The sequence below is a fragment of the Streptomyces sp. NPDC085596 genome (assembly GCF_044541565.1).
In the GTDB taxonomy this organism is placed as follows: domain Bacteria; phylum Actinomycetota; class Actinomycetes; order Streptomycetales; family Streptomycetaceae; genus Streptomyces.
The window spans coordinates 542873-555059 of the sequence record NZ_JBITTC010000001.1 but is presented as its reverse complement, the minus strand read 5'-3'; the positions used below and the strand labels follow the sequence as shown (position 1 = coordinate 555059).

Sequence of the window (12187 nt, the reverse complement as noted above, 5' to 3'; positions counted from 1 at the left end):
CGGGCGGCAGGCGCAGCTGGTGAACACCCCGACGCGAGACCTCGACCGCCCGATCACCCCGGCCACCGCTTCGCAGGGGCGCACCAGGGCACCGGTGCTCGTGCCCGCCGCCCTCGCCACGGTCCTCGGGTCATGGGGCCTCACCCGCCGGGACAGCATGTGGCGCGACGAGTCGGTCACCTACCAGGTCGCCCACCGCTCGCTCGGCGAACTGCTGGAGCTGCTGGGCCGTATCGACGCCGTGCACGGGCTGTACTACCTGCTCATGCACGGCGTCTTCGCCCTCTGGGACGGCGGCCTCCCCGCGCTGCGCCTGCCCTCGGTGCTGGCCACCGCCCTCGCGGCCGCCGGGGTCGGCGCGCTCGGCACCCGGCTCGCCGGCCCCCGGACCGGTGTCCTCGCGGGCGTGCTGTTCGCCCTGTTCCCGGCGACCCAGCAGTACGCACAGGAAGGTCGGTCGTACGCCCTGGTCACCGCCGGTGTCGTCTGGGCGACGTATCTCCTCCTGCGCGGCCTCGGCTCCGCCGCGCGTGGCTGGTGGGTGGGGTACGGGCTGCTGCTGGGGGTCGCGTGCTGGGTGCACGAGTTCGCCGCGCTCGTCCTGTTCGCCCACGCGGTCACCCTGCGCCTGCTGCGGGTGCCGGGGCGGGTGTGGCGCCGCTGGGGCGTGGCGGCGGCCGGGGCGCTGGTCGCGGTGGGGCCGCTGGTGGTGGTCAGCGCCGGGCAGGCGGACCGGCAGCTCGGCTGGCTGGGCCGCCCGAGCCTCGCCATGTGGCTCGCGTTCCTGGCGGTGTCCGCGCTGGGCCTGCTGCTGAGCCGGGTCCCGGCCCTGGCCGACCGCACGGTGACCGCGCTCGCGCTGCCCCTGCTGATCGTCCCGCCCGGCCTGCTGATCACCGGCTCGCTGCTCAAGCCCTGGTACGTCGACCGGTACGTCCTCTACGCCTTGGCCGGGCTGGCCCTGCTCGGCGGGGTCGCGCTGGACCGGCTGCCGGTGCGGCTCGGGACCGCCCCTCGTAAGGGCACCGCCTGGCTGCTGGCCGCGGCCCTGGTCGCCGCTTGGCTGCCCGCGTCCCTCGCGGTCCGGGCGCCGGAGAGCCGTAAGGACGACGTGGCCGCGGTCGCCCGGACCGTGCGGGAGCTGGCGGAGCCCGGTGACGGCGTCCTCTTCCTGCCGTCCCGGCGCCGCGAGTGGCTGATGTCGTACCCCGCCCTCCGCGCCCGCCTCGACGACCTGGCGCTCGCCCGTTCCCCGGTCGCCTCCCGCACCCTCCAGGGCACCGAGCTGCCGCCGGACGCCATCCGGGCCCGCCTCCTGGCCACGCCCCGGGTGCTCGCCCTGACGGACCCCGACGGGCAGCCGATCGACCCCTTCCCGCAGGAGGCGGTCAAGCGGCGGACGCTCAAGGCGTACTTCCAGGAGTGCGAACGGGTCCGGGTGTGGGGCGGCCAGGTGGTGGTCTACGTCCGGAAGCCGGGCCCCGGCTCAGTCGCGGTCCGAGGCGAGGGCTGCGAGCGCCGCTGAGGCCAGCGCCGCGAGCAGCAGCGGGATGCCCAGGCCGTGGTGGAGGACCAGCCAGGCGCCCAGACAGGCACCGCCGAACATGGCCAGCACGGCGGCCGTCCGGCGCGGGGAGCGCTGCCCGGTGCCGCTGCCGAGCCGGGACTCGGCGGCCAGGCCGGTCAGGGTCATCGTCAGCACGGTGGTGGTGAGGTCGGGGACGCCCAGCGCGCGGACGGTCGCGTTGCGCAGGCCCATGGCGAGCGCGGTGAGGGCGATCAGCGCGTACCGGGTGCCCGGCTGCTCGGGCCAGCCGAAGGCGATGGCCGCCGAGCCGCCGACCAGCAGCGCTTCCGCCGTCAGGGTCAGTCGGGTCCAGCGCAGTCGGCTCGCGCGCCGGACGCGGGAGGTCAGCCGTCCGCCCGCGGCCGCGCCGAGCAGGAAGCAGCCGAGCGAGGTGGCCGTGAGCGGTACGGAGAAGCCGGGGGCGCCGACGGCGGCGAAGCCGAGGACGATCACGTTGCCGGTCATGTTGGCCGTGAAGACGCGGCCGAGGCCCAGATAGCCGACGGCGTCGATGAGCCCGCTCACCACGGTCAGCACGAGCAGGACGAGCGGGAGCCGCATCCCGCGCTGCCGGGGCTCCGGCACCGGAGCGGTCGTCGTCGGCATCCGGTCCTCCGGTCGGGCGGGCGGGGCCGGACCAGTGGATCACGGGGGCGGGGTGTACCGGGTGCGGACATGCGCGCGCACCCTCGCCGGGCGGTGGCGAGGGTGCGGGAAGGAAAGGGGGGTGGGCCGTCGACCGTGGGTGGTCGTGCACCGGGTGACCCGGTGGGGGGTACGGCCCGAGTGTGGGGGGCGGCTCAGTACCAGCCGTTGGACTGCCAGAAGTTCCACGCCTGCACGGGGCTGCCGTAGCGGGAGTTCATGTAGTCCAGGCCCCACTTGATCTGGGTCGCGGGGTTGGTCTTCCAGTCGGAACCGGCCGAGGACATCTTGGAGGCCGGCAGGGCCTGCACCAGGCCGTAGGCGCCCGAGGAGCTGTTCTTGGCGGAGACGTTCCAGCCGCTCTCGTGCTCGACGATCTTGTTGAACGCGTTGTACTGGGCGGCGTCCGGGATCATCTTGTGCGCCACGGACTGCGCCGAGGACGGCGACGGGCTCGTCGCGGCCTGGGCGGGGGCGGCGCCGAGGGCGACACCGGCGACACCGGCGGCCAGGGCGGCCACGGTGACGGCCATCTTCGGGGAAGCGATGCGGCGGATGGCGGAGAACGACACGAAAACCTCTTACGTTGGGGACGATGGGTCGCCGTTCGCGTCCCAACACGCTCCGCGTGGTGGCCGCATGCGTCGGCGCCGCGACCCGTGGGGGCCGTGGCGCCAGGCGACGGCCTCCAGAGAAGCAAGCTTCCGAAACGTCCGCAATCCCCCCTTTTACTAGTTGCGGCCGGACCGCCGAGGGCGGCCTCTCTTGTGACCGGACTCTCAAAACGCAGGTCAGGGGTGATGCAAGAAGGTGCATAACGGGCATTAAGGACTACGAAGAGAGGTCGTAGGTGACCTCGGCCATGTGGGGTGGCTCACGCACCGGGGGCGTCGAAGGTGACCGGCGTCTCGAAGGCGGCCCGGCGGGTGGCCCGGCGCAGCGCGCGCAGCACGGCCGGGCCGAGGGTCAGGGTGAGGACGACCGTGCAGACGGCCCGGCCCAGGTCCCAGCCCATGGAGGTGGCCAGACAGTAGGCGAGGAAACGGGCCAGGTTGGCGGGGACCGCCGCGTGCGGGTCGAAGGAGATGTTCGACGCCATGGTGCCCATGAAGGGCCAGCCGGCCAGGTTCATGATCGTGCCGTAGGCGAAGGCCGCGAGAAAGCCGTAGCAGGCCAGCAGCGCCAGCTCCGCCTTGCCGCGCAGGCGGGCCGCGCCCGGCAGTAGCCCCGCGCCCATGGTGAACCAGCCCATCGCCAGCATCTGGAACGGCATCCACGGCCCGACCCCGCCGGTCAGCAGCGCGGAGGCGAACATCGTCACCGAGCCGAGCACGAAGCCGAAGCCGGGGCCGAGCACCCGCCCGCTGAGCACCAGCAGGAAGAACATCGGCTCGATGCCCGCCGTACCCGCGCCGATCGGCCGCAGGGCGGCCCCGGTCGCCGCGAGCACCCCCAGCATGGCGACGGCCTTCGGGCCGAGCCCCGACTCGGAGATGGTCGCCGCCACCACCGCGACCAGCAGCACCAGCAGCCCCGCGAACAGCCAGGGCGCGTCCTCGGCGTGCGCGCTCACCTGCGAGTCCGGCGGCGCGAGGAACGGCCACCCGAACGCGGCCACCCCGACCGCGCCGACCAGCACGAGCGCGACGACGGAACGGGGGCCGAGCCGGACGGCACGGACGGCGGTACGGGTCATGCCAGCGCCTTTCGCACCTCGGACACCGTCAGCCAGGGCTGCGGGGCCAGGATCTTGGTGACCTGGGGCGCGAAGGAGGGCGACGACACCACGATGTCGGCCGTGGGACCGTCCGCTATCACCTCGCCGTCCGCCAGCAGCACCACCCGGTGCGCGATCTCGGCGGCCAGCTCCACATCGTGGGTGGCCAGCACGAGGGCGTGCCCCTCGGCCGCCAGTCCGCGCAGCACGGCGACCAGGCGGGCCTTGGCCGCGTAGTCCAGGCCGCGCGTCGGCTCGTCCAGCAGGAGCAGCGGGGGGCGCGCCGTCAGCACGACCGCGAGGGCGAGGGCGAGGCGCTGGCCCTCGGAGAGGTCGCGGGGGTGCGTGTCGTCGCCGATGCCCGGCAGCAGCTCCGACACCAGGGCCCGGCAGGTGCCGGGGGCGGCGTCCGCGTCCTTGTCGGCGGCGACGCACTCGGCGCCCACCGTGTCGGCGTACAGCAGATCGCGCGGCTCCTGCGGCACCAGGCCGACCCGGCGCACCAGTTCAGCGGGCCTCAGCCGGTGCGGGGTGGCTCCGCCGACCTGGACGGAACCGCCGGTCGGCGTGACGAGGCCGACCAGGGAGCCGAGCAGGGTGGACTTTCCGGCGCCGTTGCGGCCCATGAGGGCGACGGTCTCGCCGGGGCCGACGGTCAGGTCGACACCCCGCAGCGCCTCGACCCGGCCCCGCCGCACGGCGAGGTCCCGGACCTCGGCGACCTGCGGCTCGGCGGGAGCGGCGCGTCGGAAACGGCGGCGGGGCGGTGGGGGACCGGCTTGGGGGAGACTCCGCTCCTCCCTGTCGAAGCCGGCCAGGCTCTCCCGCAGCGGCCCCGCCTTGCGGCGGGCGTCACGGATGGTCAGGGGAAGCGGGCTCCAGTCGGCCAGGCGGCCCAGTTCGACCACCGGGGGGATCACCGGCGAGATCGCCATCATGTCGGCCGGGGCGCCGAGGACCGGGGGAGCGCCGGGGGCGGGCAGCAGGACGACCTGGTCGGCGTACTGCACGACCCGCTCCAGCCGGTGTTCCGCCATGAGGACCGTGGTGCCCAGGTCGTGCACCAGGCGCTGGAGGACCGCGAGGACCTCTTCCGCCGCGGCGGGGTCGAGCGCCGAGGTCGGTTCGTCCAGGACCAGGACGCGGGGGTGCGGGGTGAGCACCGAGCCGATCGCCACCCGCTGACGCTGACCGCCGGACAGGGTGGCGATGGGACGGTCCCGCAGACCGGCGAGGCCCAGCAGGTCGAGCGTCTCCTCCACCCGGCGCCGCATCACCTCCGGAGCCAGGCCCAACGACTCCATGCCGTAGGCGAGTTCGTCCTCCACGGTGTCCGTCACGAAGTGCGCGAGGGGGTCCTGGCCCACCGTGCCGACCACGTCGGCCAGTTCGCGCGGCTTGTGGGTGCGGGTGTCCCGGCCCGCCACCGTGACCCGGCCGCGCAGGGTGCCCCCGGTGAAGTGCGGGACCAGGCCGCTGACCGCGTTCAGGATCGTCGACTTGCCCACCCCGGACGGCCCCACGAGCAGCACGAGTTCACCCTCGGGCACCTCGAGGTCCACGCCCTGGACGGTCGGTCCGGCCGCCCCGTCGTAGGTGACGGCGACCTCCTCGAAGCGGATCACGACGGCTCCTTGCGGTCCTGGGGTACGACGAGCACGGGCAGCAGCCCCACCAGCACGGCGGCGGCCGGCCACAGGGGCAGCGCGGGGGCGGCCAGCGGGACGACACCGGGGTGCAGCGCGCCCGGATCGCGTACGGAGGCCAGCGCGAGCAGCGCGGCGACGGCCGCGCCCGACCCCGCCACCAGCCACGCCCGCACCCCCCACGGCGCCGGCCGGTACCGGGTGCGCGGCGAGCGGCGGCCGCCCAGGCGCAGCCCGGCGAGCGCGGACAGCGCACCGGCGAGCAGCAACGGCAGCCCGTACACCCCGCCCTCGGCGGTGAGCAGCCCGTACGTGCCCGCGCACACCCCGAGCAGCCCGCCCAGGGTGAGCGCGGTCGTCGTACGGCGCACCGGCGCGGGCACCTCGGCGGTGCGGCCGTAGCCGCGGGCGTCCATCGCGGCGGCCAGCGCGACCGAGCGCTCCAACGCGCCTTCCAGCACCGGCAGTCCGACCTGGAACAGGCCCCGCAGCCCCCGGTCCGGGCGCCCCCGCAGCCGGCGGGCGGCGCGCAGCCGCTGCACGTCGGCGATGAGACTCGGGGCGAACGTCAGCGCGACGACCACCGCGACCCCCGCCTCGTACAGCGCGCCCGGCAGCGACTTCAGCAGCTTGGCCGGGCTGGCCAGGGCGTTCGCGGCGCCGACGCAGACCAGGAGGGCGGCCAGTTTCAGGCCGTTGTAGCCGGAGAAGAGCAGCGCCTCCGCCGACACCGGCCCGCCCAGCCGGATGCCCTGCGCCCAGCCGGGCAGCGGGATCTCGGGCAGCGTGAACAGGATGTGCGTACCCGGCACCGGCGAGCCGAGCACGGCCGTGAACGCGAGCCGGATCAGCAGCACGGCGGCGGCCAGCTTGGCGAACGCCGTGTACGACCGGGCCCAGGGCGCGCTGGAGCGGTGGACGGCCACCACATAACCCGCCACCGCCATCAGCAGGGCGAGCAGCAGCGGGTTGGTGGTGCGGGTGGCTGCGGTGCCGAGACCGAGCGACCACAGCCACCAGGCGCCGGGGTGCAGTTCCGTGCTCGTCCGCCGGGGGACGAGCACGGTGGTACGGGCGGCGCGGACGCCGGTGTCAGGCATTCCGGCGCCGCCGCGCCTGCCAGAACGCCGCCCCGCCGAGCACCACGACCACGCCGATGCCGAGGGGGAGGCCGAAGGAGGGGCCGTCGTCCTTGGGCGCGGCCTGCTTGTTCTCGCCCTTGCTGTCGGCCGAAACCTGCTCCCCGCAGCCGCGTGCCGGGTAACCGGCGATGGCGCACAGCAGGGCGTTGGTGTCGTAGCGCAGGGGCTTCGCCGCCTCGGCCAGGGCGTCGGCGGTCGTCGCGTCGGGGGCGACGCGGGCGCAGACCGTGCGCGCGGCCGGCGGGGTCTCCCCGGAGGGGGCGTCGGCCGGGGTGCCGAAGTCGAGGACGAGGGCGACGCGCTTGGTGCCCGCCTTCGCGGGCGTCTTCGCGCAGACCGAGCCGAAGTCCGCCGTGCCGCGCGGCCGGTTCGCGTCCGAGGAGTCCGCGCTGACCGCGAACCGGAAGCCCCGCACGGAGCCGTCGTCGGGACGCTCCATGGCCGGGCCCTGGGTGGCGTACGTCCACCGGTCGCCGGAGCGGTCCCAGAAGGACCAGTACCGGTATCCGGCGGCCTGCGCCTGGGCGGTGGCGGCCAGCACGAGGAGGGACGCGACCAGCAGGGCCGCGGCACGGCGGACGAAGGTCACGGGCGGTTCTTCTTCCGGCCGCTGATCAGGAAGCCGACGCCGATGCCCGCGACCAGGCCGACGCCGATGATCCACCAGACGCTGTTGCCGGACTTCTCGGTCGCCTTCTTCTCCTCGGCCTGCTCCGTGGCGGCGGCCTTCTTCGCCGGGGCCGGGCCCAGCTTGTCCAGGCCACGGACCAGGTCGGTGCCGCCGAAGTCGCGCGGGTCGGCGCCGACCGCGTGCGCGCTGAGGATCAGCTGGGCGTAGGCGGCGGGGCCGTACTGTCCCGCCCATTTCCCGGCGTTCTTCTCCAGCCAGGCGTACGGCTTCTTCGCCTGCTCCGTCCAGCCGTCGGCGGCCAGCGCGACGACCGTGTCGGCGGTGTTGCCGTAGTCCGGCTGCTTCTCGGCGCCGGGCATCGTGGACATCAGGTGGCCGGACTTGGCGACGGCGCCGATGAGGTAGGCGGAGGCGTTGTCGGCCAGGCGGGCCGGGGTGGCCTTGCCGGCGGAGGTGCAGGCGGGGGCCTTGGCGCGGGCCTTGCCTGGCTCGACGACGAAGCCCTTGCCGAGCGCGCCGAGCACCGCGGAGGCGGTGGCGTCCGCGTTGGCGAGCAGCTTGCCCTTCTTGTCCGGCTGGAAGGCCAGCGCGCCGCCGCCCTCCTCGTCGCACGGCACCGCCCACGAGGCCAGCGCCTCGTCCGGCGACTTGCCCTTGCCGCGCAGCCCGGCCGGCTTCTCACCAGCGGCGGCCAGCGCGCCGACGACCACGGACGTGGAGTTGGTGTCGCTCGGGCCGCCGGGGAAGTAGCCCCAGCCGCCGTCCTTGTTCTGCCGGTCCTTCAGCCACGCGACGGCCTTGCCGGTCGCGTCGTCGTGCCCGCCGAGCGCGGCCAGCGCCTGGACGGCGGCGGCCGTGCTGTTGGTGTCCGCCTGGGCGCCCTTGCCGCCGCACGCCGTGCCGGTGTCGGCGCGGAAGGAGGCGAAGCCGCCGTCGGCGCACTGCTGGCCGGTCAGCCACTTCACGGCCTCATCCGCGGGCTTTTCACCGACGGTGTGTTGCGCGAGCAGGGCGAGGGACTGGCGCCAGACGCCGTCGTAGGTGGGGTCGCCCTTGCCGAACAGCCCGGCCGGGACCGTCGCCTTCGGGGACGGGGCGGCCTCGGCGGCCGTGGCGGGCGCGGCTGCGGCCAGCACGCCTATGGCGGCGAGAGCCGCGGCACTGCGGCGGACGTTCATGGTCGGCGACTGCCTCTCCTGCGAGGAGCCGACGCGCGCGCGGGAACCTCCCCGGCGGCCCGGCCCCGTATGCCTCGACGGTGCCGTGCGCGGCAAAGCGCCACGCACGCGAGCCGGTCAACGTCCCGCCGAGGCGTTCCGGCTCACCGGGCCCCCTGGGCGCCGGATGACGGTTGCGGGTCAGCGCCGGAATCGCACCGGTCTTCCCCCCGTACGGGTGTGTGACGACCTGGCCACTTTACCGGGGGCGGCAAAGCCGCCGGTCGTGGCGTGAATCACCTGATCCACTGCTCACAGCGCTCCTACCTGCCGGTAGATTCAGAGCCTCTTGGATGATCAAGTCTGAAACTTGTTCCGGATTGTCGTCCCGTCGTAGTCTCGCGGGACCGTGCAGGCAGAAGGGGGCCCAGAGTGACCGCTGAGGCCAGTCAGGCGGCTCCCTCGGGCACCGCCGCCGACGGCGAGCGACCGCTCCGTATCGCGCTCCTCACCTACAAGGGCAATCCGTTCTGCGGCGGCCAGGGTGTCTACGTCCGTCACCTCTCCCGTGAACTCGCGCGCCTGGGCCACCGGGTGGAGGTCATCGGCTCCCAGCCCTACCCCGTACTCGACGAACATGACGACTACGCGGGCCGGTTGAGCCTCACCGAGCTGCCCAGCCTCGACCTCTACCGCCAGCCCGACCCCTTCCGCACCCCCGGGCGGGGCGAGTACCGGGACTGGGTCGACGCCCTCGAAGTGGCCACCATGTGGACCGGCGGCTTCCCCGAGCCGCTCACCTTCTCCCTGCGTGCCGGACGTCAACTGCGCGCCCGCAGCGGCGAGTTCGACGTCGTCCACGACAACCAGACGCTCGGCTACGGCCTGCTCGGCGACCTCGGCGCCCCCCTGGTCACCACCATCCACCACCCCATCACCGTCGACCGGCAGCTGGAACTGGACGCCGCCGGCGACTGGAAGCGCCGCCTCTCGGTGCGCCGCTGGTACGCCTTCACCCGCATGCAGAAGCGCGTCGCCCGCCGGCTGCCCTCCGTGCTCACCGTCTCCGGCAGCTCCCGCCAGGAGATCACGGACCACCTCGGCGTACGCCAGGACCGCGTGCACGTCGTCCACATCGGCGCCGACACGGGCCTGTTCGCGCCGAATCCGGCCGTCCCCGAGGTGCCGGGCCGGATCGTCACCACCTCCAGCGCCGACGTGCCCCTCAAGGGCCTGGTCTTCCTGGTGGAGGCCCTCGCCAAGGTGCGCGCCGAACAGCCCCACGCCCACCTCGTCGTCGTCGGCAAGCGCGCCGAGGAGGGCCCGGTCGCCCAGGCCATCGAGCGCTACGGCCTCGAAGACGCCGTCGAGTTCGTCAAGGGCATATCCGACGCCGAGCTGGTCGATCTGATCCGCTCCGCCGAAGTCGCCTGCGTGCCCTCGCTGTACGAAGGGTTCTCGCTGCCCGCCGCCGAGGCCATGGCCACCGCCACCCCGCTGGTCGCCACCACCGGCGGCGCGATCCCCGAGGTCGCCGGAGCCGACGGCGAGACCTGCCTGGCCGTACCCCCCGGCGACGCCGGGGCGCTCGCCGCCGCCCTGACCCGGCTGCTCGGCGACCGCGAACTGCGCGCCCGCCTCGGCGCGGCCGGCCGCGAGCGGGTGCTCGCCCGCTTCACCTGGGCCCGCGCGGCCGAGGGCACCGTGGCCCGCTACCGCGAGGAGATCGAGCGCGCCCGCCCGCGCGCCGGCGGCCCCCTTCCCGCAGCCGTCCACAGCCGCCCCGTCGCGGCCGTCTCCGCGGCACCCGCGCCACTCTCCGAAAGCTCCTCCGAAAGCAGGGCCACGTGCTGACCGTCGACTTCTCCCGGTTCCCGCTCGCCCCGGGCGACCGTGTCCTGGACCTCGGCTGCGGGGCCGGCCGGCACGCCTTCGAGTGCTACCGGCGCGGCGCCCAGGTCGTGGCCCTCGACCAGAACGCCGAGGAAATCCGCGAGGTCGCCAAGTGGTTCGCGGCGATGAAGGAGGCCGGCGAGGCCCCCGAGGGCGCCACCGCCACCGCGATGGAGGGCGACGCGCTCGCGCTGCCCTTCCCCGACGAGTCCTTCGACGTCGTCATCATCTCCGAGGTGATGGAGCACATCCCCGACGACAAGGGCGTCCTCGCCGAGATGGTCCGCGTCCTCAAGCCCGGCGGCCGCATAGCCGTCACCGTGCCCCGGTACGGTCCCGAGAAGGTCTGCTGGGCGCTCTCCGACGCCTACCACGAGGTGGAGGGCGGCCACATCCGCATCTACCGGGCCGAGGAACTCCTCGCCAAGATGCGCGGCGCCGGCCTCAAGCCGTACGGCACCCACCACGCGCACGCCCTGCACTCGCCGTACTGGTGGCTCAAGTGCGCCTTCGGTGTCGACAACGACAAGGCGCTGCCGGTACGGGCGTACCACAAGCTGCTGGTCTGGGACATCATGAAGAAGCCGCTGGCCACGCGCATGGCCGAGCAGGCACTCAACCCGCTGATCGGCAAGAGCTTCGTCGCCTACGCGACCAAGCCGCACCTGCCCCGCCTCGACGACGCCGCGACGGACGCCCGGTGACGACTCCCAGGACCGACCACCTCGTCCTGGACGGGGTCCTCACCGCCGAGCAGGCCGCCGACACCGTCCGGGGCATTCTCGCGGTGCAGCGCGCCGACGGCGCGATCCCCTGGTTCCGGGGCCACCACCTCGACCCCTGGGACCACACCGAGGCCGCCATGGCCCTCGACGCGGCCGGGGAAACCGCGGCCGCCGAGCGCGCCTACCGCTGGCTCGCCGACCACCAGAACGAGGACGGCTCCTGGTACGCCGCCTACGCCGACGGCGCCCATGACGACATCACCGACCGCGCCCGCGAGTCCAACTTCGTCGCCTACATAGCCGTCGGTGTCTGGCACCACTACCTGTCCACCGGGGACGACACGTTCCTGGACCGGATGTGGCCCACCGTGTACGCGGCCGTCGAGTGGGTACTGCGGCTCCAGCAGCCGGGCGGGCAGATCGGCTGGCGGCGCGCCGAGGACGGCACCCCCGCCGAGGACGCCCTGCTCACCGGCAGCTCCTCCGTCCACCACGCCCTGCGCTGCGCGCTCGCCATCGCCGAGCAGCGCGAAGAACCGCAGCCCGACTGGGAGTTGGCGGTGGGCGCGCTGCGCCACGCCATCCGCAGGCACCCCGAGCGCTTCCTCGACAAGAACCACTACTCGATGGACTGGTACTACCCGGTCCTCGGCGGCGCCCTCACCGGCGCCGAGGCCACGGAGCGCATCAAGGCCGGCTGGGACCGCTTCGTGGTGCCCGGGCTGGGCGTGCGCTGCGTCGTGCCTAACCCCTGGGTGACCGGCGGCGAGTCCTGCGAACTCGCCCTGGCCCTCTGGGCGGTGGGGGAGTCCGACCGCGCGCTGGAGATCCTCCAGGCCATCCAGCACCTGCGCGACGCGGAGTCCGGCCTGTACTGGACCGGCTACGTCTTCGACGACGACGCCATCTGGCCCCAGGAACTCACCAGTTGGACCGCCGGCTCGCTCCTCCTCGCTGTGGCCGCCCTCGGCGGTCACGACGCCACGGGCGCCGTCTTCAGCGGCGACCGCCTGCCCCTCGGGCTGGACCCCGACTGCTGCGACTGAGCGGCGGCCGGGGCCCCT

11 protein-coding genes and 1 riboswitch are annotated in these 12187 nt (G+C 74.3%); of the genes, 4 read left to right on the top strand and 7 right to left on the bottom strand.

Annotated features, from left to right (window positions below):
* Positions 1–19: 19 nt before the first annotated feature.
* On the top strand, positions 20–1525 hold the full coding sequence (locus tag ACIGA3_RS02540; RefSeq protein WP_399709686.1) for a glycosyltransferase family 39 protein: 1506 nt from the start codon (positions 20–22) through the stop codon (positions 1523–1525).
* On the opposite strand, the gene ACIGA3_RS02535 is transcribed toward ACIGA3_RS02540, so the two are convergent.
* From ACIGA3_RS02535 to ACIGA3_RS02505, 7 genes are all read right to left on the bottom strand, one after another.
* A complete protein-coding gene (locus ACIGA3_RS02535) occupies positions 1487–2173 on the bottom strand; it encodes a YoaK family protein (protein WP_399709684.1) in 687 nt (228 codons plus the stop codon). The genes ACIGA3_RS02540 and ACIGA3_RS02535 overlap by 39 nt on opposite strands.
* A gap of 194 nt (positions 2174–2367) precedes the next feature.
* Positions 2368–2784, bottom strand: coding sequence for a transglycosylase SLT domain-containing protein (locus tag ACIGA3_RS02530; RefSeq protein WP_399709681.1), 417 nt, complete (start codon positions 2782–2784; stop codon positions 2368–2370).
* A gap of 302 nt (positions 2785–3086) precedes the next feature.
* Positions 3087–3908 (bottom strand): ECF transporter S component, encoded by an 822-nt coding sequence (locus ACIGA3_RS02525; RefSeq protein WP_399709678.1) that lies wholly within the window; start codon positions 3906–3908, stop codon positions 3087–3089.
* Positions 3905–5554 carry an ABC transporter ATP-binding protein gene (locus ACIGA3_RS02520; protein WP_399709676.1) on the bottom strand — a complete coding sequence of 550 codons (1650 nt, stop codon included), beginning with the start codon at positions 5552–5554 and terminating at the stop codon, positions 3905–3907. The genes ACIGA3_RS02525 and ACIGA3_RS02520 overlap by 4 nt, the downstream gene beginning before the upstream one ends.
* Positions 5551–6675, bottom strand: coding sequence for an energy-coupling factor transporter transmembrane component T (locus ACIGA3_RS02515; RefSeq protein WP_399709673.1), 1125 nt, complete (start codon positions 6673–6675; stop codon positions 5551–5553). Before ACIGA3_RS02515 ends, ACIGA3_RS02520 begins: the two co-directional genes overlap by 4 nt.
* Positions 6668–7306, bottom strand: coding sequence for an SCO2322 family protein (locus tag ACIGA3_RS02510; protein ID WP_399709671.1), 639 nt, complete (start codon positions 7304–7306; stop codon positions 6668–6670). Before ACIGA3_RS02510 ends, ACIGA3_RS02515 begins: the two co-directional genes overlap by 8 nt.
* Positions 7303–8526 (bottom strand): prenyltransferase/squalene oxidase repeat-containing protein, encoded by a 1224-nt coding sequence (locus tag ACIGA3_RS02505; protein ID WP_399709668.1) that lies wholly within the window; start codon positions 8524–8526, stop codon positions 7303–7305. Before ACIGA3_RS02505 ends, ACIGA3_RS02510 begins: the two co-directional genes overlap by 4 nt.
* A 132-nt stretch (positions 8527–8658) precedes the next feature.
* Positions 8659–8734, bottom strand: a riboswitch (cobalamin riboswitch).
* Positions 8735–8937: 203 nt separating this feature from the next.
* Between ACIGA3_RS02505 and ACIGA3_RS02500 the strand changes: the two genes are divergently transcribed.
* Genes ACIGA3_RS02500 through ACIGA3_RS02490 form a run of 3 tightly spaced genes read left to right on the top strand, consistent with a single transcriptional unit; the run spans position 8938 to position 12169 of the window.
* Positions 8938–10359 (top strand): glycosyltransferase family 4 protein, encoded by a 1422-nt coding sequence (locus ACIGA3_RS02500; protein WP_399709665.1) that lies wholly within the window; start codon positions 8938–8940, stop codon positions 10357–10359.
* Entirely contained in the window at positions 10353–11102 is a 750-nt protein-coding gene (locus ACIGA3_RS02495; RefSeq protein WP_399709662.1) for a class I SAM-dependent methyltransferase, read from the top strand. The genes ACIGA3_RS02500 and ACIGA3_RS02495 overlap by 7 nt, the downstream gene beginning before the upstream one ends.
* Positions 11099–12169: a prenyltransferase gene (locus tag ACIGA3_RS02490; RefSeq protein ID WP_399709659.1), complete on the top strand. Its 1071-nt coding sequence runs from the start codon at positions 11099–11101 to the stop codon at positions 12167–12169. Before ACIGA3_RS02495 ends, ACIGA3_RS02490 begins: the two co-directional genes overlap by 4 nt.
* Positions 12170–12187: the final 18 nt, after the last annotated feature.

What these genes read in the sequence shown, in the direction of transcription:
- ACIGA3_RS02535 (WP_399709684.1), bottom strand. Translation starts at nt 2,173, where the DNA reads ATGCCGACGACGACCGCTCCGGTGCCGGAGCCCCGGCAGCGCGGGATG.
- ACIGA3_RS02525 (WP_399709678.1), bottom strand. Translation starts at nt 3,908, where the DNA reads ATGACCCGTACCGCCGTCCGTGCCGTCCGGCTCGGCCCCCGTTCCGTC.
- ACIGA3_RS02515 (WP_399709673.1), bottom strand. Translation starts at nt 6,675, where the DNA reads ATGCCTGACACCGGCGTCCGCGCCGCCCGTACCACCGTGCTCGTCCCC.
- ACIGA3_RS02505 (WP_399709668.1), bottom strand. Translation starts at nt 8,526, where the DNA reads ATGAACGTCCGCCGCAGTGCCGCGGCTCTCGCCGCCATAGGCGTGCTG.